This is a genomic window from Arthrobacter sp. MMS18-M83 (assembly GCF_026683955.1).
In the GTDB taxonomy this organism is placed as follows: domain Bacteria; phylum Actinomycetota; class Actinomycetes; order Actinomycetales; family Micrococcaceae; genus Arthrobacter.
Genome location: NZ_CP113343.1, coordinates 1,223,831 through 1,246,004 on the forward strand (window position 1 = coordinate 1,223,831; position 22,174 = coordinate 1,246,004).

16 protein-coding genes and 1 tRNA gene are annotated in these 22,174 nt (G+C 64.2%); 4 read left to right on the forward strand and 13 right to left on the reverse strand.

Annotation, left to right across the window (positions count from 1 at the left end; genetic code table 11):
* Positions 1 to 520 precede the first annotated feature (520 nt).
* The 5 genes from pth to OW521_RS05785 all read right to left on the reverse strand — a co-directional run bounded on the left by pth (position 521) and on the right by OW521_RS05785 (position 4,770).
* A complete protein-coding gene (gene pth, locus OW521_RS05765; RefSeq protein WP_268023693.1) occupies positions 521 to 1,105 on the reverse strand; it encodes an aminoacyl-tRNA hydrolase in 585 nt (194 codons plus the stop codon).
* 121 nt (positions 1,106 to 1,226) lie between these two features.
* On the reverse strand, positions 1,227 to 1,799 hold the full coding sequence (locus OW521_RS05770) for a 50S ribosomal protein L25/general stress protein Ctc (protein ID WP_268023695.1): 573 nt from the start codon (positions 1,797 to 1,799) through the stop codon (positions 1,227 to 1,229).
* A gap of 268 nt (positions 1,800 to 2,067) precedes the next feature.
* The gene (locus OW521_RS05775) at positions 2,068 to 3,048 is read right to left on the reverse strand and encodes a ribose-phosphate diphosphokinase (RefSeq protein ID WP_268023697.1); all 981 of its coding nucleotides are present in this window, start codon (positions 3,046 to 3,048) and stop codon (positions 2,068 to 2,070) included.
* The gene (gene glmU / locus OW521_RS05780) at positions 3,045 to 4,481 is read right to left on the reverse strand and encodes a bifunctional UDP-N-acetylglucosamine diphosphorylase/glucosamine-1-phosphate N-acetyltransferase GlmU (protein ID WP_442781263.1); all 1,437 of its coding nucleotides are present in this window, start codon (positions 4,479 to 4,481) and stop codon (positions 3,045 to 3,047) included. The genes OW521_RS05775 and glmU overlap by 4 nt, the downstream gene beginning before the upstream one ends.
* A 217-nt stretch (positions 4,482 to 4,698) precedes the next feature.
* A tRNA-Gln gene (locus OW521_RS05785) sits at positions 4,699 to 4,770 on the reverse strand.
* 189 nt (positions 4,771 to 4,959) lie between these two features.
* Between OW521_RS05785 and OW521_RS05790 the strand changes: the two genes are divergently transcribed.
* Entirely contained in the window at positions 4,960 to 5,646 is a 687-nt protein-coding gene (locus OW521_RS05790) for a TetR/AcrR family transcriptional regulator (RefSeq protein WP_442781218.1), read from the forward strand.
* Positions 5,647 to 6,296: 650 nt separating this feature from the next.
* Here the strand turns inward: OW521_RS05790 and OW521_RS05795 are convergent.
* The 6 genes from OW521_RS05795 to OW521_RS05820 form a co-directional block, all read right to left on the reverse strand.
* A complete protein-coding gene (locus OW521_RS05795) occupies positions 6,297 to 7,733 on the reverse strand; it encodes an IS1380 family transposase (protein ID WP_268020240.1) in 1,437 nt (478 codons plus the stop codon).
* A gap of 189 nt (positions 7,734 to 7,922) precedes the next feature.
* Positions 7,923 to 9,761, reverse strand: a complete 1,839-nt coding sequence (locus OW521_RS05800; protein WP_268023701.1) for an ABC-F family ATP-binding cassette domain-containing protein — start codon at positions 9,759 to 9,761, stop codon at positions 7,923 to 7,925.
* Between the two features lie 70 nt (positions 9,762 to 9,831).
* Positions 9,832 to 10,809, reverse strand: a complete 978-nt coding sequence (locus OW521_RS05805) for a 4-(cytidine 5'-diphospho)-2-C-methyl-D-erythritol kinase (protein ID WP_268023703.1) — start codon at positions 10,807 to 10,809, stop codon at positions 9,832 to 9,834.
* On the reverse strand, positions 10,806 to 11,687 hold the full coding sequence (gene rsmA, locus OW521_RS05810; RefSeq protein ID WP_268023705.1) for a 16S rRNA (adenine(1518)-N(6)/adenine(1519)-N(6))-dimethyltransferase RsmA: 882 nt from the start codon (positions 11,685 to 11,687) through the stop codon (positions 10,806 to 10,808). Before rsmA ends, OW521_RS05805 begins: the two co-directional genes overlap by 4 nt.
* A 106-nt stretch (positions 11,688 to 11,793) precedes the next feature.
* Positions 11,794 to 12,945, reverse strand: coding sequence for a resuscitation-promoting factor (locus OW521_RS05815; protein WP_268023707.1), 1,152 nt, complete (start codon positions 12,943 to 12,945; stop codon positions 11,794 to 11,796).
* A gap of 267 nt (positions 12,946 to 13,212) precedes the next feature.
* On the reverse strand, positions 13,213 to 14,097 hold the full coding sequence (locus tag OW521_RS05820; protein ID WP_268023709.1) for a TatD family hydrolase: 885 nt from the start codon (positions 14,095 to 14,097) through the stop codon (positions 13,213 to 13,215).
* A 186-nt stretch (positions 14,098 to 14,283) separates the two neighbouring features.
* On the opposite strand from OW521_RS05820, the gene OW521_RS05825 reads away from it, so the two are divergent.
* The 3 genes from OW521_RS05825 to OW521_RS05835 are packed head-to-tail and all read left to right on the forward strand — an operon-like array spanning position 14,284 to position 19,369.
* Complete coding sequence (locus OW521_RS05825) at positions 14,284 to 15,360, forward strand: AAA family ATPase (RefSeq protein WP_268023711.1); 1,077 nt, start codon at positions 14,284 to 14,286, stop codon at positions 15,358 to 15,360.
* A gap of 23 nt (positions 15,361 to 15,383) precedes the next feature.
* Entirely contained in the window at positions 15,384 to 16,802 is a 1,419-nt protein-coding gene (locus OW521_RS05830) for a DUF58 domain-containing protein (RefSeq protein WP_268023713.1), read from the forward strand.
* Positions 16,799 to 19,369 carry a transglutaminase TgpA family protein gene (locus OW521_RS05835; protein ID WP_268023715.1) on the forward strand — a complete coding sequence of 857 codons (2,571 nt, stop codon included), beginning with the start codon at positions 16,799 to 16,801 and terminating at the stop codon, positions 19,367 to 19,369. Before OW521_RS05830 ends, OW521_RS05835 begins: the two co-directional genes overlap by 4 nt.
* An 82-nt stretch (positions 19,370 to 19,451) precedes the next feature.
* On the opposite strand, the gene OW521_RS05840 is transcribed toward OW521_RS05835, so the two are convergent.
* Both OW521_RS05840 and rsmI read right to left on the reverse strand, forming a co-directional pair.
* Positions 19,452 to 20,933, reverse strand: a complete 1,482-nt coding sequence (locus OW521_RS05840; protein ID WP_268023717.1) for an NAD-dependent succinate-semialdehyde dehydrogenase — start codon at positions 20,931 to 20,933, stop codon at positions 19,452 to 19,454.
* A 187-nt stretch (positions 20,934 to 21,120) separates the two neighbouring features.
* Positions 21,121 to 22,008: a 16S rRNA (cytidine(1402)-2'-O)-methyltransferase gene (rsmI, locus tag OW521_RS05845; RefSeq protein ID WP_268025701.1), complete on the reverse strand. Its 888-nt coding sequence runs from the start codon at positions 22,006 to 22,008 to the stop codon at positions 21,121 to 21,123.
* Between the last annotated feature and the right edge of the window lie 166 nt (positions 22,009 to 22,174).

Sequence of the window (22,174 nt, forward strand, 5' to 3'; positions counted from 1 at the left end):
TGTGCCAGCGACCCAAACGGAGTTGTGGTGTCCGCTGAACCGTGGAGGTGCACTACGTGTGCCTTTGGAGAGAGCCTCGCCTCTACGGAGCGGGCGAACGTCGCTTTGCCAACGCCTGGTGCTCCAACTACCACCACTCCATAAAAAGATGGCTCGCCGAGCGCTTCTATAACCGTGTTCTGAAGATCCTGCCGGACCAGTGACGACCATTTCCGACGTTCTGCAGCGCCAAGGGCTTGCCGCTCCGTTGGGTGCCGCCCTATTTCGGATTCCGGTGTTGCTCGCAATTTAGATCACGCTACCTTCGTAGCTCTGGCGGACGTGACGTTCAGCGGGTCGTTTGCTTTCGTATTTCCCTTCAGCCCCAGCAGTGATTTGCAAAGTATCATAGCGATCCCCGCGAATCAATTAGTCAACCGGCGAGCCATCAGGCTACTTGTTAAGCAATTGAATTGGGTACTTGGAATCAACCGCCAGGGTTCCCTGGCCGAGCGAAGCGAGGCAAGGGAGGCGGTGGGGACTAGGCCTTCACGGCGTGAAATCTCTGCTGGGCGGCAAGCAGACCCTCAGTCATCAATACTTCAACGGCGTCTGCCGCTTCATCCAGGAGGAATGGCAGCTCTTTCTTTTCCGAGGATCCAAAATCCCTGAGGACATAATCCGCCGTGTCCATCCGGCCAGGCGGCCTGCCGACGCCCACACGGACCCGCAAGTAGTCCTTGGTTGCCAAAGCCTTGGAGATATCCCGCAGGCCGTTGTGGCCGCCTTCTCCACCGCCGATCTTCAACTTGACGGTGTTGAAGGGAATATCAATTTCGTCGTGCACCGCAATCACGTGGTCCGGAGCGATATCAAAGAACTTGGCGAGGCCGGAAACCGGCCCCCCGGAAACGTTCATATAGCTCATTGGTTTCGCCAGCACCACCCTCGGCCCCCCTATCCCGAGCCTGCCCTCCACGACTTGCGCCCGGGACTTGTGGGTCTTGAAACTTCCGCCCATGCGCGAAGCAAGTTCGTCCAGGACCATCTGGCCGACGTTGTGGCGGTTGTGGCTGTATTCACTGCCGGGATTGCCAAGGCCGACAATCAGCCAAGTGTCTGTCATGGAGTCATCCTAGGGAATCAAGAGGGTGGACTGAAAAAGAAGTGGCCGGGACCCCTCAGGGACCCGGCCACTCGCAAAGGCGTATGCCGCAACTAGTCGGAACGACTACTAAACAGAAAGACTACTCAGCAGCAGGAGCTGCCTCTTCCTCGGCTTCCGAAGTGGCCTCCGAGATGTGGATGATGAGCGTCTCGGGATCGGTCAGCAGTTCCGAACCGCTCGGCAGGACGATGTCCGAGGCGTGGACGTGCTCGCCGGCCTTGCGGCCTTCGATGCTGATTTCGACGAACGTCGGCAGGTGCGTAGCCTCGGCTTCGAGGGAAACCGTGGTGGCTTCCTGGTTGGCGACGGCGCCGATGGCAGCTTCACCGATAACGTGCACGGAAACGTCAACGGTAACCTTTTCGCCCTTGCGGACGGTCAGGAGGTCGATGTGCTCGATGATCTGCTTGATCGGATCGCGCTGGATGTCCTTCACCAGGGCAAGGTGCTCCTCGCCGTTGATGTCCAGGGACAGCAGGGCGTTGGAAACGCGGACGGCCAGCGTGGCGGCGCGGCCTGGCAGGTTGATGTGCATGGGCTCTGCGCCGTGACCGTAGACGACGGCCGGGATCTGGCCGGCCGAACGGGCGCGGCGGGCGAAACCCTTGCCGAATTCGGTGCGCAGTTCTGCTGCGAGCTTCTGCTCAGACATGTGTACTCCTTGATTACTGTGGCGCCGGCACAATGCCAGGCAAGTCGATCAGCAAGGGCGGAGGTCTGTGGTGACCTTCCACGCCCAGCGGAATCCCAGCCGCAGGAGCAGCCGGTCCGCCTTCGTTGAAGGAGATTCAGACCCAGTCGATAACGGAGACCCGCAATCCGGAATCACGTAGAAACGCGATCCGGATGTGCTCTCCCTCGCCAAGGTATCCCCAAGAGCTTAGCAGTCCCGCCCCGATTGCCGAAAACCGAGGAAGCCGTTAAGCGTTGCCGTCGAACAGGCTGGTGACAGAGCCGTCGTCGAACACTTCGCGGATGGCGCGTGCAATCAATGGTGCGATCGACAGCACGGTGAGTTGCGGGAAGCGCTTGTCTGCCGGAATGGGCAGCGTATTTGTGACAACAACCTCGCGGGCACCGGAATCCGCCAACCGCTGCGCCGCCGGTTCGGAGAACACTGCGTGCGTGCAGGCGATGATGACGTCCTTGGCACCGGCGTTCTTGAGGACCTGTACAGCGCCGGAGATCGTTCCACCGGTGTCGATCATGTCGTCAATCAGCACGCAGGTGCGGCCTTCGATCTGCCCGACGACGGTCTTCGAGACTGCCTGGTTCGGCACCGTGAGGTCGCGGCTCTTGTGGACGAACGCCAGGGGCGCGCCGCCCAGGCGCTCGGCCCACTGTTCTGCCACACGGACGCGTCCGGTGTCCGGCGAAACAACGGTGATATTGTCTGCTTCAACCTTGGTACGGATGTAGTCGGCCAGCAGCGGGATCGCCATGAGGTGATCCACCGGGCCGTCGAAGAACCCCTGGATCTGGGACGTGTGAAGGTCAACCGACATGATCCGGTCCGCACCGGCGGTCTTGTAGAGGTCCGCCACCAGTCGGGCGGAGATCGGCTCGCGACCACGGCCCTTCTTGTCCTGGCGGGCGTAGGGGTAGAACGGAGAAACCACGGTGATCCGCTTTGCCGAAGCGCGCTTCAGCGAATCGATCATGATCAGCTGCTCCATGAGCCAGTTGTTCAGTGGGGCCGGGTGTGCCTGGATGACGAAGGCATCGGTGCCGCGGACGCTCTCCGCCGATCGCACGTAGATTTCACCGTTGGCGAAGTCATAAGCGTCGATAGGCAGGAGTTCCGTGTCCAGCTCCTTGGCGATTTCCTGCGCCAGCTCGGGGTGCGCCCGTCCGGCAGCGAGAACTAGTTTCTTCTCGCCGTGTGCGGTAATTTCGCTCATGCCTGTATGCCCTCTTCTGTGATTTCCTGGGTACTTGATGAATCGGGGGTGGCAGCGGAGCCCAGCGCGGCTTGCGCCAACCGGGCCGAGTTACTGCCCTGGCGGTTGGCGATGACCCAGCCTTCGGCGTTGCGCTGAGGGGCAACGCTCAGAGTGAGGGCTCCGGCGGGAACGTCCTTGCGTATGATGGCGCCAGCGCCGCTGTAGGCGCCGTCGCCAATCGTCACAGGAGCCACGAAGACCGTGTTGGAACCGGTCCGCACACCGGAGCCGATCACCGTGCGGTGCTTCTTCTCGCCGTCGTAGTTTGCCGTGATGTTGCCGCAGCCGATGTTGGTGTCCTCGCCGATCTCAGCGTCGCCGGCATAGCCGAGGTGGGACAGCTTGGAGCCGCGGCCGATGGTCACGTTCTTGGTTTCGTAGAAAGCGCCGATCTTGCCGGTCTCACCCAGGACCGTGCCCGGTCGCAGGTACGTGAACGGACCCACACTGGCCCTGGCACCGATCGTGGATCCTGAGCCGTGGGTGCGGGTAACCTTCGCGCATTCACCCACCGAAACGTCGGTGAGGGTCGTGTCTGGGCCGACGACGGCGTCGCGCGCCACAGTGGTGGCGCCGTGAAGCTGAGTGTTCGGCAGGAGACGGACATCTTCGTCCAGGGTGACGGTGGAATCGATCCAGGTGGTGGCCGGGTCAACGACCGTGACGCCGGCACGCATCCAGGCTTCGATGATCCGGCGGTTGTGCTCGGCTCCGAGCGCGGCCAACTGGACGCGGTCGTTGGCACCTTCCACCTGCCAGCGGTCCTTGGTGATGACGGCGGAAACCCGGCCTCCGGCGTCGCGCGCCAGTTCGAGGACGTCGGTGAGGTACTTTTCGCGCTGGATGTTCTCGATGGTCACCTTGTGCAGCTGCGTGCGAAGAACCTGTGCGTCAAAAGCGTAGATCCCCGAGTTGACCTCGCGGATGGAGCGCTCGGCGTCGCTGGCGTCTTTGTGTTCGCGGATGCCCAGCACTGTGCCGTCCTCGCCACGAAGGATGCGGCCGTATCCATTGGCGTCGTCGAGGATGGCGGTCAAGACCGTCACGGCGTTGCCCTCGGATTCGTGCGTGGCCACAAGCTCGGAGAGGAGGGAACCGGTCAGCAAAGGAACATCGCCGTACGTGACCACTACCGTTCCGGTGAGTTCGGCCTTCGCATCGAGGGCGTCAAAGGCTACCTCGACGGCACGGCCGGTTCCGGGAACATCGTCCTGGTCCACAATGACGGCGTCGGGATCGATCAGCTCAACATGCTCGGCGACGAGGTCCCGTTCGTGGCGGACAACCAAGGCCAGCCGTTGCGGATCGATGGAACGTGCGGCAAGGATGGCATGCGCCACCATGGAACGTCCACCGATTTCGTGGAGGATTTTGGGAGTCCGCGACTTCATGCGCGTACCGGCTCCGGCGGCTAGGACGATTACAGCGGCGGGGCCAGTAGTATCGGGGCTCACGAAGTCGCTCTCCTTGCTCGGTTACGTCCGGGCGAACCCGGCTGCGGCATCTGCTCTATCCTACTCTTGCCGATTCACGGCCTTCCGCGCAGCCAATGGACAGCTTCGGGAGAGACAGTGCCTTCAGAGGCGGTGCCGGCAGATCACCGACAAGTTCCGCCCATAGGATTCGAACCTATACTCCACGGCTCCAAAGGCCGGGGTGCTGCCATTACACCAGGGCGGACCGTGTGCGCGTGGCCCTTGCGGACGCACAGCCCGCGGGTTCCCCGCTTGACCGGGTCGCACACACAAGAATCTAGTTTGCCATGACCATCGCAGTGTTCGCGACTTGGCTCATCATCGAGTCCTTTCCGACCGTGCTGACGGTTCCTCCACGAGCCGCTTCACGCTTGACGTAAGGCATGATAGATGCGTGAGCAACAGCACAGGACTTCCGCGGCGCTCGACGGGTTCCAGGGTGATCAACCACCCGCCCTCAAGCCAGGTTGTACGTGCCCGGATGACTGGATCCCAACGCCGTTCCCAGCTCATCGAGATCGGCCGGGGACTGTTCGCGGCCCGCGGCCTTGATGCCACCACCATTGATGAAATCGCAGCGGCCGCAGGAGTGTCCAAGCCTGTCATTTACGAGCACTTCGGCTCGAAGGAAGGCCTCTACACGCAGGTGGTGGAGATCGAATTCCGCATCCTGCTGGAGGCCATTAACGAGTCCCTGGCCGCCGAAGCCAAACCACGCGTCCTCGTTGAACAGGCGGCACTTGCCTTGCTTGGCTACATCGAAGAGCGGAGCGACGGTTTCCGGATCCTCATGCGGGACGCCCCGCCTTCCCAGCCTGAAGGCGCCTTCTCCACCCTGCTCTCCCATGTGGCGGACCGCGTGGAAAACCTGCTCGCCGACGAATTCTCCCGGCGCGGTTTCAGCGCAGCCGACGGCGCCATGTACGCCCAGATGCTCGTGGGCATGGTGGCTATGACCGGCCAGTGGTGGCTCGACCACCGCGAGCCGGACAAACGCGCAGTAGCCGCGCACCTGGTTAACTTGGCCTGGAACGGACTGACAGGCCTGCAAAAAGAACCGGAGCTGCGGAGCGAGGGCTAGGTTCTGGTTCCCCCTGGGTCCTGCCTCGGTTGTCTCCGCTGCTGGTCACCTTACGGCGCATCCGTGGTCGCCTACGCGGAGCAACGCCCCTCGCCGCAGCACCGCTCTTGCCAATCTTCCGTTCGGGCCGCCGGCGCGCGCCTCGACTTTCGACTCCTGTGTACCTCGTCGACACGCAAAATCCCTGGCGACACTGGAATCCACGCGTCGGATTCCTCTTTCCGTGTCATGGGCAAATTTGGGTGTCGAAATCCGCCGAAACCATCCGCCGTCCCATTCCCTACCGCGCCACCCTTTCCCTACCGCCTCGAGTTCCACGGACCCAGTCCCCTTCCCGCCTTTGGCGAACGAGGCCGGCAGTCCACCGCCCCGTTTGACCGCCGGACGGCGGTTCTTCGGAAAGGAGCGCATCGCGACGCAACGGGCTAGGGAGCTCGCCCAGCGAGCGAGTAGTCCCTTTGCGTTGTGTCTAACCCAGATTTTTCATCTGCCGCTGGTGGGCCGGCCGGGGGCGGCGTTGATCGCTGATCGGCTGTGATCTGGATTTTGGCGGGGCTGGAGTGGCCCTGGTGCCGCCGGGATCGGCGCGGATTTCCACTTCTCCGTTGGGTGTTTGTTCTGTGTCGTGGCGGTTGGAACCTTGGACCTGGCTACGTAGGCTTTGCCGGGGCGCTTTTCAGTCGCGCTGGGAGGTCTTTGATCCGGTCCAGCAGGACGGTGATGAGCTGTTTCTCCGGTGCCCTGTCTGGCAGGAGCAAGGTCCTCCGGCGGGCGCGGGTGATGATTTTCCCGGCGGTCGCGAAGAGCCGGTAGCGCCAGCGTTTGATGTCCCAGGACCTGGCGTGGTGGCCTTCCGGGAGGGCGGTGAGCTGCAGCCAGGAGGTGAGGTTCAATGCCAGGGCGGCGATGTTGGCCCAGGCCTGGTTCGCGGCGAAATCGTAGAACGGCAGCTTGCCCAGGCCGGTGTTCTTCAGGGTCTTGATCCGGTTCTCGCACCGGCCCCGGGCCCGGTGCCGGGCATCCAGGAACGGTCCGTGCCAGCGCGGTGCGTTCGTCAGGAACGCGGTGATGCGGTGCCCGTCCAGATCCAGCAGGGTCGGGGCCGCGCCGGGGTGCAGCGGCTCGGCCCGCAGGTAGATGTTCGTGCCCGGCGGGTAGTCCTTCAGCGGGATCACTTCGGTGGCGTTGATGACCCACGCGTTCGTGCGGTCGGTCCCGTGCTGGTCCAGGGCCGGTTGCCAGTACTGTTTGTCGTTGATCCAGTCGATCATGTGGGCTTTGGCTGCCGGGACCGGATACGAGACGGAGAACTGCACGCCCAAGGAGTGCAGGTGCCAGAGGAACTTCCGCGAGGCGCCGGCACTGTCGGTGCGGACCAGGATCCTCTGCCCGTCCAGCTTCCCATCGGGGAAGAAGCTCTCGGGCAACTGGGCCGTGGCGGTCTCGAAGACACGGATATGGTCATCGGCGCTGTTCGCCCCCGCGCTGCCGGGCCGCAACACGCAGGCGAGGATTTCCCCGGTGCCGTTGCCCGTGCCGTAATCGATGCTGGCGATGAACGGGGAGAAACCGTACCCGCCTTTGTACGTGCCCGCGGCCAGTTCCTTGTCACTGTGCGAGGTCACCAACGTGGCATCCAAGTCAACGATCAAGGGATCGGCGGCGGTTGCCTGGCCGCCGGGTTCGAAGTTCCCTGCAGCGTCCCAGGCCCTGGACCGCAGTTCCCGGGTCAGGGTCTCGAAGCCGTAGCTGAACAGTTCGGGGTTGGCGACGGTGCGTTCGAAAAACCGGGACACGGTCGCGTTCGAGGGCACCGGCCCGAAGATCCCGGGCGAGGAACGCAGCATGTCCAGGTCGCTGACGTGCTCGCCGCCGCCAGCGAGCATCAGGGCCAGGGAAGCGATGAGCCGGCCGGGCCGGTGTCGGGCGCCGGAAGGAGCGAACTGGCCAAGCCGGTCCTCGCAGAGTCCGCGGAAACCCAGCGCGTCGATCAATTCCGTCAGAATCTTCGTTCCGGCGTGGGACACCAGTGACTGGCCGGTGAAGCCAACCGCTGCAGCAGGGAAAAGCCGGGTAAAATGATGCATCGAAAGGGTGCTCCTCACGATCAGGAAAATATGGCGTCGAATACCACTATTTTCCCAGCTCAGAGCACCCTTTCACTGCTTTAACGCGCCACTCGCGCCAGCTGGCCACGAAAACCCCGGGCTAAGCGACGCCGAAGGACCGTTGTCCGGCCCCGGCACCAGTCGCGCGGCTCAGTCGCCCCCGCCGACCTACTCCCCCAGCACCTCCGCCGCCTCGAGCCACTCGAGTTCCAGGACTTCCTTTTCTTCGAGGAGTTCCTGCAACTTGGTGTTCAGTTCGGCGAGCGCGTCGAAGTCCCCGGCTTGGGACTTGGCGGCCATCTGGACGTGGAGTTTCTCTTCTTGCTGGGCGATCTTGCCTAACTGGCGGTCGATCCTGTTCAGTTCCTTCCGGGCCTCACGCTTCTCTGCCTCGCTGGGACCCGCCGCGGCGGTCGAAGCTGAGCCGCTTGCCGCCGTCGGGCGGCTGCTCCCGCTCGAGGCGCCGCCGGACACTGCACCGCTCGCGAGCGCGGCTTCGCGCAATTCCAAGTACTGGTCCACCCCGCCCGGAAGCCCGCGCAGCTTGCCGTCGCCCAGGAGTGCCATTTGGGAATCGGTGACGCGTTCCAGGAGGTAGCGGTCGTGGCTGACGACGACGAGCGTACCCGGCCAGCCATCCAGGACGTCCTCGACGGCGGCCAGGGTATCGGTATCGAGGTCGTTGGTGGGTTCGTCGAGCATCAGGACGTTGGGCTCGCCCACCAGCAGGCGCAAGAGTTGCAGGCGGCGCCGCTCACCGCCGGAAAGGTCGGACACCGGAGTCCACTGCTTTTCCTTCGTGAACCCGAGTTGCTCTACGAGCTGCCCGGCCGTGAACTCCTTGCCACCCACGCTGAACGAGCGCTTTTCGCGCTCGATGACCTCGATCACGCGAAGGTCGGATACGTCGTCGATCTCCTTGACGTCTTGGCTGAGCACCGCGGTGACAACAGTCTTGCCCCGCTTGACTTTGCCTGAACTCGGCGCGATCTCCCCGTTGAGCAGCCTCAGCAGCGTGGATTTTCCGGCACCGTTGACGCCCACCAGTCCGAGCCGCTGCCCCGGCGCGAGGCGGAGGGTGACGTTGTCGAAGAGCTTCTTGCCGGCGTCGCCGCCCACAAAATCAAGCGAGACCCCCTCAAGGTCCAGCACGTCCTTGCCGAGCCGGGCGGTTGCCATCTTGCTCAAGGCCACGGAGTCGCGCGGATCGGGAACATCGGCGATCAGCTCGTTGGCGGCCTCAATACGGAACTTGGGCTTCGACGTGCGGGCCGGGGCGCCACGACGCAGCCACGCCAGCTCCTTCTTGACCAGCTGTTGACGCTTGCTTTCGACGACGGATGCGCTACGGTCGCGCTCGGCGCGGGCCAGCACGTAGGCCGCATAGCCGCCGTCGAACGGGTCCACCATGGCGTCATGCACTTCCCAGGTCCGGTTGCAGACTTCGTCCAGGAACCAACGGTCGTGGGTCACCACAAGGAACGCGCCTTGGTTGGCCCGCCACCGGGTCTTCAGATGCCGGGAGAGCCAAGCCACGCCTTCCACATCGAGGTGGTTGGTGGGTTCGTCGAGCATGATGACGTCGTGGTCCTCGATAAGGAGTTTGGCCAAGGCCACTCGGCGCTTCTGTCCGCCGGAAAGTGCGTGCACGTTGGCGTGCCAATCGACGTCGGCCACGAGGCCGCCCATGATTTCGCGGATTTTGGGGTTGGCGGCCCATTCGTGGTCCGCCTGGTCACCGACGATCGCGGCCCCCACGGTGAGGTCGCCGTCGAGCACGTCGGACTGGTCGAGGTAACCGACATTCACGTCGCCTCGTTTGGTCACGCGACCGGAGTCCGGCGTCGATCGCAATGCCAGCAAGCGCATGAGCGTGGATTTGCCGTCGCCGTTGCGCCCAACCATGCCGATCCTGTCGCCGTCCTCCAAACCAAGGGTTACGCCGTCGAGGATGGTGCGGGTTGCGAACGAAACGGTGAGGTTTTCACCGCCGAGCAGGTGGGCCACTGGGTACTACTTTCTGGTGTGAACAATCAGGAAAATCGCTGCTTGTCGAAAAAATTGCCAAGGCGGGTTGTCATAGGAGGGTATCGGAGATGATCCGTGCGCCGGGAACCGGTCCGTGAACAGCAAGGGCGTTGTGCCCCAGATGCCGCAGGTCGTCGGCGAGTCCCTGGGCCGCGGAAGGGTTGTGCGCGAGCAAGGCCACAGTGGGGCCCGAACCGGAAACGATCCCTGCGAGGGCGCCGTTCGACTCCCCTAGCCCGATGGTGTCCCGCAATTGCGGAGCCAGCTCGATCGAGGCGCGTTGGAGGTCGTTGATGAGGACCTTGCTCAGGGCGCCCGGATCTCCGTTGCGCAGCGCCTGCAGGATCTTGGCATCGACCTCGAGCGGTTCGGGGATGTCGAGTCCCTCGGCATTCCGGAGTCTGTCCAGCGCGTGGAAGACCTCGGGCGTGGAGAGTCCGTAGTCGGCGCAGACCAAGACCCAGTCCATTTGCGCTTTTGCAAGGGCCGGTGACAATTCGTCGCCGACGCCAAGCCCGACGGCGGTGCCTCCAAGCAGCGAGAACGGCACGTCCGCGCCCAACTCAGCCGCAAGATGGGCAAGTTCTTCGCGTGATAAGCCACTGTTCCAAAGGGCATCACAGGCCAGCAGGGTGGCCGCTGCATCAGCGGAGCCGCCCCCCATGCCTCCCGCGACCGGGACGCGCTTGGTGATTTCCAAGTGCACACCGGTGGCCTTCTCCGAAACGTCCCTCATGATGGCGGCGGCTTTGTAGGCCAGGTTCCGCTCGTCCAGGGGGATGTCCACCCCGTCGAGGTCCAGGGTGCTTGATGGACTGATGCTGACCGTGATTCCCTGCCCCTCAGTGCTCGTGGCGGCGACTTCCTCATACAGGGACACCGCGAGATACACGCTGGCGACAGAGTGGTAGCCGTCCGGCCGCAACGGGCCAACGTTGAGGGAGACGTTCACCTTGCCGGGCGCCCGGACGCGAACCGTCCGTGCGACGAAGCGGCCGCGGTTCACACCGCTGATTGCCGGATTCATGCGTCCAGGGGGTGGCGGGCCTCGGCGATGCGGACAAACCCGTTGATATCGAGGACCTCTCCGCGGGCAGTCGGATCAACGCCGGCGGCCACGATGAAACGTTCGGCTTCGGCCGCGCTTCCTGCCCAGCCTGCCAAGGCCGCTCGGAGCGTCTTTCGGCGCTGGGCAAACGCGGCATCGATGACGGCGAAAACCTGCTCGCGGGTGGCGTGTGTTGCCGGTGGCGCGCCGCGCGTAAAGGACACCAGTCCGGAATGGATCTTCGGGGCCGGCCAGAAGACATTCATGCCAATTACTCCGGCCTTGCGCATGTGTCCGTACCAAGCGGCTTTGACCGACGGGACACCGTAGATTTTGGAACCCGGGCCCGCAGCCAGCCGGTCCGCCACCTCGTCCTGGACCATGACGAGCCCGTGTTGCAAGCTCGGGAAATGCTGCAGGAGGTGCAGGACCACGGGCACCGCCACGTTGTAGGGCAGATTGGCCACGAGGGCGGTGGGCTGCACGGGAAGCTCGGTGACCTTCATGGCGTCGGAAAGGACAAGGTGGAAATCATCCACCGAGTCCGGGCGCCACTCGCGGACCGTCTCCGGCAACTTGCCGGCCAATACGGGATCGATTTCGACGGCGACAACTGTTTTGGCGGCGTCGAGCAGGCCGAGCGTCAACGAACCCAGCCCCGGTCCGACCTCCAAGACGGTTTCTTGGGGATCAATACGGGCGGCGGAGACGATCCTCCGGATGGTGTTGCCGTCAATGACAAAGTTCTGGCCGAGGGTTTTGGTTGGGCGGACACCGATTTCTTCGGCGAGCCGTCGGATGTCCGCAGCCCCCAGAAGGGGTGCGACGGCGGCGTGTTCGGAATTCGGTTCAGTCACCTAGGTATCGTATCGTCTGCCTGACTCGCGGCAGCGCCCCTCTGCCACCTTCGCGTGCGAAAAAGCCGGGCCCGGAGATTCCGGACCCGGCCAATTTCATCGATGCTTAGCGGGAAGCTGCCCAGCCGCAGCCCCACGGTCCGAGGCCGCGCTGCGCGTAGACGCGGTTGGCGATGTCAATCTGCTGGGCCTTGCTGGCGGCGGCTGCGTTGGGAGCGTAGGCACCACCGCCGGAGCCGATCCAGGTCTGGATGTCGAACTGCAGGCCGCCGTAGTAGCCGTTGCCCGTGTTGATGGCCCAGTTTCCACCGGACTCGCACTGGGCAACCTTGTCCCACATGGCCTCGTTCGGTGCGCCAGTAGGTCCGGAGGCAACTGCCGCGGCGGCAGCAGGCTTGGGGCGCTCCTTGGTTCCGACAGTCACCTTCGCGGAAACAGGGTTAACGGTGACGTCCGAGGAGACCAGGGTCCGGGACGCTTCACGACCATCCACCAGGACGAGCTTGAACTTCTTGCTGAGCAGCCCGAGGACGCCTTCCTGGGTCACGGTCTTCTGGTCTGTGAACTGAGCCGGGTCTTGCGTGGTGACGGTATCGAAGGGAACGTTTTCCGTCTCGGTGGCGGTCTTGCTGGTGTCCACACGGGAAACCTTGATCACCATGTTCTGGACAACGGGGGCCGAGTTGGGTTGCGAAACGCGGTCGTTCGGGCCGAGCACGACGCCGGCGTCGCTGAGGACGGTGCCGACGTCAGCCGCCGTCGTGGTCTTTGCCGAGCTTTGACCATCCACGATCAGGCTGATCGCCTTAGGGGTCATGATCGAGACGAACGATCCGGAAACTGCCAGCTGGGTGTCTTTTGGCTGGGAGACGGCCGATGCGCTCGCGACGCCGAGTTCAGAAACGAGCCCCTCGACGTTGGGAGCCGTAGTGTTGACCGTCCGCTGTGCGCCGTCAAGGCTGACGGTGACGGCCTTGGCCAGGTTGACGTTGATGATGGAACCGTTCTGCACCGAGGCGTCCAAAGCCGGGGAAACCCGGTCTTCAGCCTTCAGATCGACCTTGGCTGCCTTGACCACTTGGTCAACTGTGTTGCCGAAGGTCTGGACGGAACTCACTTTGCCGTCGACGTTGAGGGTGACTGACTTGTTGCTGCCTGTAAAAGCAACCACACCGAGCACCAGTGCCGAAAGCACCAGCAGCTGCGCACCGACTTTGACGAAACTGAACTTGCCGCCCGTGGTGAAGAACTTAACCATGTTTGCCCGTAACTTTTGGACCATCCGGGCACGGGGAAAAGCGCACAGGGGCCTCCTGCCGCGGCCCTTGGGTGCAGGCCGAAGCCGTGCAGGAGGACTGCGGCGGAGTTGTGCGCCGCCACACTCAATTCAACTGAAACACCAATTGCGAACGGAGTAAGTTGTCCGATGGCCTTCCCCGACCCCGGCTACTGGTTACCCACTGTAACCGAAGCGTTATAAAGTGACCAAGATTTTTACATACCGGGTATGCAGAGCAATTGCAGCTCAGTCCCACGATCCGTAGGTTGCCACCGTGTTTTGGGCCAGTTGGGAACACAGGGTGGAGAGCTCGGTTCCGGTCACTTCAGCCATGGAACGGACCGTGTAAGGCACCATGTAGCTCGCGTTGGGGCGGCCCCGGTGGGGATGCGGCGTCAGGAACGGGGAGTCGGTTTCTACGAGTACGAGTTCCGGATCTGCGATGGCGAGCGCGTCTCTCAGGTTTGCGGCGTTCTTGAAGGTCATGGTGCCGGCAAAGGACATGTACCAGCCGTTCGTGTTGCATATCCGCGCCAGTTCCGCATCACCCGAGAAGCAATGGAACACCACCCGCTCCGGGGCGCCCTCTTCCCGGAGCACCTGGACGACGTCGTCATGGGCGTCACGGTCGTGGATCTGGAGGGTGAGATCAAGCCTCTTCGCGATGTCGATGTGGCGGCGGAAAGAGTGGCGCTGGTGCACCAGGCCGTCGCCGTGGGTGCGGAAGAAATCAAGCCCGGTTTCGCCGATCGCGCGGACCCTCGGATGGGCCGCAAGTTCTTCGATCTCCGCGAGCGCTGATTCCAGCTCTCCGCGGCCGGCGTAGACCGGAGCGTCGTTGGGGTGGATGGCGACTGCCCCGAGGAGACGCCGGTCCGCGTCCAGCGCTTGGACCGTGAACCGCGATGACTCGAGGTCGCAGCCCACTTGCACGGCACCCTGGACCCCCACGGCTTCGGCGGCGTCCAAAGCATCCGCGACGGCTACGTCCAGCAGGCCGTGCCGGAAGTCGAGATGCGTGTGGTTGTCCATCACCGGGACCGGCAGCGGCTCGGGAGCCGGCGGGTATTCCTTACGGGAGTCGCCGGTTTCAGGCGCACGGTAGGGAGCCGGTGGGAGGGAGTTGCACATGCTCTCACCCTATCTTTCCTTCCTGAACCCCTCGCGGTCCTTGCCTGATCCCTCCCCTTTCCCACCCTCCGGAACCTCCCTCTGTCTGCGGTGGGCCTAGGCTGGGTAGTCTGGTACAAAAGGCGGTATATCCCGGCCAGGGCACCGCGGCCCGGCAGGGGTTCTGTCATGGCTGAGGGGTTGTCCATGGATTCAAAGCGACACGGTACCGTTGATGAGCCATTGCTGCGGGACGAGGCTGTTGTCGCCTTGCCGCCCGAACGCGAGACCCTCAACGGCCACAAGCTGCCGGTCATGGATCCTTCGCAATTCCACGCTGCGAGCGAGAAGATCCTGGCGGCAATCAACAAAGTCATCGACGGCAAAGCCGAAGCCGCCAAACTTGCCCTGACCGTGCTCCTCGCCCAGGGCCACCTGCTCGTGGAGGATGTGCCTGGCGTCGGCAAGACCCTGCTCGCCAAGACCCTGGCACGCACCATCGATTGCAAAGTCAGCCGGATCCAGTTCACCCCGGACCTTCTTCCTTCGGATGTCACGGGCGTCTCCATCTACAACCAGTCATCACGGCAGTTCGAGTTCCGGATGGGCGCGGTGTTCGCCAACATCGTGATCGGAGACGAAATCAATCGGGCCTCCGCCAAAACCCAGTCCGCCCTGCTCGAATGCATGGAAGAACACCAGGTGACAGTGGACGGCCATTCCTACCAGCTGGCCGAGCCGTTCATGGTGGTTGCGACGCAGAACCCCATCGAAATGGAAGGAACGTATCCACTGCCTGAGGCGCAGCGGGACCGTTTCATGGCCCGCATCTCGATGGGCTACCCGGACAAGCTCTCCGAGATCGAGATGCTCGAGACGCACCAGGCGGTCTCACCACTCGCGAAAGTCACCCCCGTGGTCACTTCCTCGGATGTCGCCGCCATGATCGCCACGGTGCAGCAGGTCTTCGTCTCCCAAGCCGTCAAGGAATACACGGTTGCCTTGGGGCGGGCCACGCGGGACAGCGCGCGCCTGCGTCTCGGAGCCAGCCCGCGCTCCCTGCTGCAACTACTGCGGGCCGCCAAGGCGACTGCCGCCCTTGACGGACGGAATTTCGTCCTTCCGGACGACGTCATTTCCGTGGCCGAATCGGTCTTGGCGCACCGCATCATCCTTGACCGCAAGGCCGCGAGTTCCGGTGACACTCCGCAAAGCATCATCCGGGCGATCCTGGCCTCGCTCCCGGTAAGCCAGGACGCTGGCGCGGAACGCCGCGGCAGCTAGGCGGATGTCCGGAGGGGGCACACATGGCACTGATGGATCTACTTCCCAAGCATCTGTTCACCAACCGTGGCTGGGGGCTGCTGGCCAGCGGCGTTGGCGCCCTGCTCCTGGCCCAAATCATGGGCAGGCGCGACCTGCTGGCCCTCGGTATACTGCTGATAGTGCTGCCGCTGGTGTCCCTTGCCGGGGTTCGCATCCTCAAGCCGCGCTTTCAGGTGTTCCGCGAATTCAATCCGTCTTCCGTTGAAACATCTTCCACGGCAACAGTGCGGCTGGCCGTGGCACGGACCGGCGCAGCCACTGGCCCGGTGATCATGGAAGAGCAGTTGTCGCCGCGCTTCGGCGAACCTCCTGCCTTCCGCTTTCCCGCCCGTTCCGCTTCCGGCGGCACGAGCCGGTACGAATACCATTTGCGCTCGGGCAAGCGCGGCCAGTTCAGGATCGGTCCGGTCACCGCCGAGTTCTGCGATCCCTTTGGCTTGTCGCTGCACCGGCACGCGATCGACGACGGCGACATCCTCACCGTGACGCCTTCCGCCGTCGAGCTCCCCGCCACGGGCCTCGCAGGGGCACGCGGAAACGACGGCGTGACCGCCACACGAATCCGTGCGAATCCCAGCGACGACGATGTCATGACCCGCGAATATCGGCATGGCGACCCCATGCGCCGTGTCCACTGGGCAGCGACCGCGCGGCACGGGGAACTCATGGTGCGGCAGGAAGAGTCCGTGACTACGCCTGAGGCGACCATCATTATGGACCAGCGCTATTCCGCCTTTGTTTCGGGTTCGGGGGCCACCTTCGGTCCGGCCCATGAAGACGCCTTCGAACTGGTCAGCAGCGACAACTTCGAGTGGGTCGTGACGGCGGCCATGTCGATCAGCGCCCACCTTGCCGATCGGAACTACTCGCTGAGGTTCCTCGACGCCGCCGGGAATCCGGCATTCCGCAACTCCCACTCGGCCCCGGATCCCGAAACCGAGGAATTCAGCGGCTTGTGCGGCCTGCAATCCATTGCCGAGAGCCTGGCCGCAATTCAGCTCACCGGCGCACGGCATGTCCATGGCGAGCGCCGCAGGGAGGCCGCCGACGTCGTTGACGGTGTTGAGGCGCCCTTCGACGACCACCTGATGGATAAACTGGCGGCACACCGCCTGCGCGGCCCCCTTCTCGCGTTGCTCGGAAATATGCCGCTCGCCGAGGCCCGTGCCTTGGCGCCCGCCGCCGGCTACGGAGCCAATGCCTTCGCACTGGTGGTCACGGACCATCCCCACCATGCCCAGCCGATCATCGAAGCCTTGAAGCTGGGCGGCTGGCGGGCCGTCGCCGTCAGCTCGAGAACGGATCTTCCTGCCGCATGGGCAGGTTTCGATCAAGGAGAGATTCTCGCGGCCGCTGCCGCAGCGATGGACGTCCGGCGCGGAGCGGCGGTGCCGCGATGACAACCACCTCCCGGCACGAGACTCCAGGACGGACTCCACGTTCGGCGTCGACGAGCACCGGCGAGGGAGGAGCTTCCTCCGGTGGCCCGGGGAAGGTACCCCGCGCCCGAAAGCCGGGGCCCCGAGCCTACCCGTGGGCTATGTCCGCGGCCATCGCTATCGCCGTCCTCGGGACAGCGCTCTCGCTCAATGGTGTCTTCAGGGGCTGGGCTTGGTTAGTTCCTGCGATCACCACGGTGTGTACCGTCGCAATGACGCTGGCTGTTCTCCGTGCATTAAGGGCGCACGCGCTTCTCATCACTTTGGGCGGGCTCGTCTCGTTGGCGTTCATCCTGACCTCCACCTTCTTCCGCCAACAGAGCATCGCGGGCTTCGTGCCCTCCGGTGAGACATATGCCCAGTTCGGCAAGTTCCTGAAACGCGCGGGCGAAACTGTCGTCTCGGAGACTGCTCCCGTGGCCCCGAACGCCGGAATCGTGTTTGTCGCGTGCGCGAGCCTGGGCTTGGTGGTTGTCCTCATCGATGCATTGGCGGTTCCACTCGGAATGCCTGCCACAAGCGGTTTGGGTCTTCTGGCCGTCCTCGTTTTCCCGGCCACCATCAAGCCGCAAGGCGCGGGGCTGCTCGGGTTCCTTGCCACTGCCGTCGGTTTCATCCTGATCCTGGGGTGCAGCCAGTGGTTCGCGCCGGATTGGCGGCTACAGACTGACAATCCGCGCGGCGCGGGGCAGCTCAAGCGATCGACGGTGATCGGTGCCGTGGCCCTGGTTCTCGGGCTGCTGCTGCCCTTGGCGGTTCCAGGCTTCGAGCGCGGAACGTTTCCGGTGGGCTCGCGCCTGAACCCCTGGGGCGTCTCCAACGGCTTGAACCCGATGATCACGCTCGGCAACAGCCTGCGGAATCCTACTGGCGACGGCCGCATCACCTACGCCACGAGTTCCACTGCCCCCGTTTACCTGCGTTCTGTCACTATTGACAAGTTCGACGGCGATACCTGGGCGCCGGACGACCGCGAAGCTTCCCGGCGCATCGGCCCCGGCCGGGTGGCACCGGACTATCCGCTCCCCTCCGATTTGGTGCGCCAGCTGACGGTGATAGATACCGGGCAGTTCACCAGTCCCTACCTGCCGGTTCCTTATGCTCCAACGGCCGTGAACGGGCTGAGCGGACGCTGGTCCTGGGATCCCGAAACCCTCGGCATCCGCGCCGAGGATACCAACACGCGGAACCAGCAGTACACGGTATTTTCGGCGTTGCCAGCCCTGACCTCAGCGACGTTGAGCCAGGACAATGCCCGGCCCACGTCCATCTCGCAGGATTTCATCCAAGTGCCAAACAACGTTCCGGACATTGTGAAGAACACGGCCAAGACCGTGACTGCTGGCGCCAACGACAACTACGCCAAGGCGATGGCGATCCAGAGCTATCTACGCTCGCCGAAGTTCAGCTACTCCCTACAGGCTCCGGTCCAGGGCGGTTATGACGGCAACGGCTTGTCCGTGCTGGCGGATTTCCTCGAACAGAAGAGCGGCTATTGCGTCCACTTCGCGTCGGCCATGGCCGTCATGGCGCGGCTGTCCGGAATCCCGAGCCGCATCGCCGTGGGCTACGCGCCGGGCCACTCCACCGGCGTTACCGTTGCCGTCGCAGGTCAGGAACCCCTGCCGGAGTTCGCGGTGGATGCCCGTGACGCCCACGCCTGGCCCGAACTCTATTTCGAAGGCGCTGGTTGGGTCGCCTTTGAACCGACCCCTTCGCGCGGTGTGGTCCCACCCTATGCGGCCGAACCGACGTCGGAGGGCGGCCAGAGCACCAATCTGCACGACGAAAACCTGACCCCGGGGTCCGTGACCCCCCAGCCGGGCGCCCCGACGGTACCGCCCCTTGCCGGACCCGGCGTTGGAGGGACCACGTCCGCGGGCTCCGCAACCTTGCTGGACGTCGTCGCCGGGGCGCTCCTTGTGGCGGTATTGGCAGCCCTCCCGCGGCTGGTCCGCTCCGGCATCAGGGCGCGGCGCCTGAAACCGCCACTGACCCGGCGGAACGGTTCCGGGGGCCGCGTCAGGCCGGCCCCACCCAGCGATGGTCCTGTATTGGCGTGGGCCGAGCTTCGGGACCTCGCCACCGACTACGGCGTACCACCGGTGCCCAGCGAAACGCCGCGGCACTTCGCGGCACGATTGCGCAACTCAACTGCACTTGGAGCGCCGGCCGCTTCGCCGTCGGGAGCCGCCGACGACGCCGGGCAGCAGGCGGTTGCGTTGCTCACCGTCGACTTCGAGCGGCAACGTTACGGTCCCCCGACGGATCCAGCGGCGGACGGCGCAACGGAGCAAGCAAACGCGACAGCAGCGGGCAGGATCGCCGCTGTCCGTGCCGCACTGCGGCGCAATGCCACGTGGTTCGCAACCTTCCGCGCGGACTGGTTCCCGCGGTCCTTGATGTCCCGGTGGTTCCAACTCGTATGGACGCCGTTCCGCTGGCTGGGTGGCATTTCAGTGGCGGCAGCACGCCGGGTGGCGGCATCCTGGCAAAGCCTCTTCGGCTCCATCCGCTGGCGGCGTTGAGACCCAACTGACTGGCAGTTGTTGTCGTATACAGGCCGCTAAACGACAACTACTGCGAGTTAGTTGGGCGAGGAACGCTTTGCTAGTCGGCGTAAGGATCAGCGATGCCGACGTACTGGGTAGTGAGGTATTCCTCGATGCCTTCGAAGCCGCCTTCACGGCCCAGGCCGGACTGCTTCACACCACCGAAGGGCGCCGCTGCGTTGGAGATGACGCCGGCGTTGAGGCCGAGCATGCCGGTCTCGATCCTTTCACTGACGCGCAGGCCCCGGTTCAGGTCCTTGGTGTAGACGTAGGCGACCAGGCCGTATTCGGTGTTGTTGGCCAGCTTGATGGCTTCGTCTTCGCTCTTGAAGGTGATGATCGGGGCCACCGGTCCGAAGATTTCTTCCTTCAGGATGCGGGCGTCCGCGGAGACATTCTTGAGCACGGTGGGCTGGTAGAAGTAGCCGGGGCCATCTACCGGGGCACCGCCGGTGACGGCAATTGCGCCGTTGGCAACGGCGTCGGACACCAAGGCGTGCACTCCGTTGCGGGCCTTGCCGTCGATCAGCGGGCCAACAGTGGAGTCCGGCTCAGTGCCACGGGCCGTGTTGAGTGCGGCGATCTTGGCAGCGAATTTGTCGGCGAAGGAATCGGCGATGGAGTCGTGCACAATGAAGCGGTTGGCGGCCGTGCAGGCCTCGCCCATGTTGCGCATCTTGGCGGCCACGGCGCCTTCGACGGCCTTGTCCAGGTCGGCGTCCTCGAAGACCACGAACGGGGCGTTGCCGCCGAGTTCCATGGAGCTGCGGAGGACCTTGTCGGCGGCTTCGCGCATGAGGGACTGCCCGACGGCGGTGGAACCCGTGAAGGAGATCTTGCGCAGGCGGTCGTCCTTGATGAGGGGCCCTGTGACTGCGCCTGCCGTGGAGGTCTGGATAACGTTGAGCACGCCTGCGGGGAGGCCGGCTTCCTGCATGACCTGCGCGAAGAGCAGGCTGGTCAGCGGGGTCAGGTTGGCGGGCTTGAGCACCATGGTGCAGCCGGCGGCAACCGCGGGGGCAATCTTGCGGGTAGCCATGGCCAGCGGGAAGTTCCACGGGGTGATCAGCAGGCAGGGACCAACAGGCTTCTTCTGGACCAGGATGCGGTTCTTGCCGTCCGGGGCCGCGGAGTAGCGGCCGCTGACACGGACGGCTTCCTCGGAGAACCAGCGCAGGAACTCCGCGCCATAGGCTACTTCGCCGCGGGCTTCGGCCAAGGGCTTGCCCATTTCCAAGGTCATGAGCAGGGCGAAGTCCTCGGCGCGTGCCGTGACCAGCTCGAAGGCGCGGCGCAGGATTTCGCCACGCTCGCGGGGAGCGGTACGGGCCCAGGAGGCCTGGGCTGCAGCAGCAGCGTCCAGCGCCGCGGCGCCGTCCTCCACTCCGGCGTCGGAGATGCTCATGAGCACCTTGCCCGTCGAGGGATCCTCGACGTCGAACGTCTTGCCGGACGCCGCAGGCAGCCACTGTCCGTTGATGAGAAGCCCGGTGGGAACGGACGCAAGAAGTTCGCTTTCGCGATCGGCGGTAACAGTCACAGTGACTCCTTCGTCAGTTGGTGCACGTTGTAGGGATGCACCAACACTTGATTTTGTGGAATTACTGCCACGGTACTGCCCGCCGCGAAGCAGTGTCTACGCCTTCGCGCACTGCCGCGACAGCAACAGTTTGTGCAGTTGCACAGCCATTTCCCGAAGCGCAAGCCACCGCGCGGAGAGCACCGCCCTAACGCGCCGCGAGCACGGCAGAGTACAACTCACGCTTGCTGACGCGGGCCTCTTCGGCCACGGCAGCCACCGCTTCCTTGAGCCTGACGCCCTTGGCCATGAGTTCGTTGACCGCGGCGACGTGGTCTTCGGGCTTGCCTGCCGCCTGTTCGGGTGCCCCTGCCACCACTACGGCAATCTCCCCGCGAACCTCGTTGTTTTCAGCCCATTCGAGCAGTTCCCGGACGGTTCCCCTGATGACTTCCTCATAGGTCTTGGTCAATTCGCGGCACACTGCGATGCGGCGGTCCGCGCCGAACCGCTCATGGAGGGCGCGGAGCATTGGCTCAAGCCGGTGCGGTGCTTCGAAGAACACCATCGTCCGGCGTTCGTTGCCAAGGTCCGCAAGCCGGGAACTGCGTTCGCCGGCTTTGCGCGGCAGGAATCCTTCAAAGCAGAACCGGTCCGTGGGCAGCCCCGAAAGCGCCAGCGCGGTCAAGACGGCGGACGGCCCTGGAAAGGCGGTGACGAAGAGCCCGGCCGCCACCGCTCCCTCCACGAGGCGGAAGCCCGGGTCGGACACCGCGGGCATCCCGGCATCGCTCACCATGATGATGGTCTTGCCCGCCCTGACATGGTCCAGGAGTTCCTCGGTCTTGGCGGCCTCGTTGTGCTCGTGGTAGCTGATGACGCGGCCGGACACAGTAATACCGAGCGACTGGACCAGCCGATGCAGGCGTCGGGTGTCCTCTGCGGCGACGATGTCGGCGGTCTGAAGCAATTCGATGAGCCGACTGGAGGCATCGCCGACGTTGCCGATGGGAGTGGCGGCCAGCACGATCCGGCCCACGCCGTCAGGAAGTGCGGGAAGGGCCTGCGGCTCAACGGTCTCTGCGGGGGTGTCCATGGACTCCGCGGGGGTGTCCGTGGACTCCGCGGGCTCCGCGGAGGCAGGATCGGGGGCTTCATCCGGGGAGCTCAGCTGTTCAGTCACCCGTCCAGCCTAGTGCCCCGGTGCCCCTTCGGCCTGTGCAGGGCTGCTCCGCCGGCCTCCCATGCCGCTTTCAGGGAGC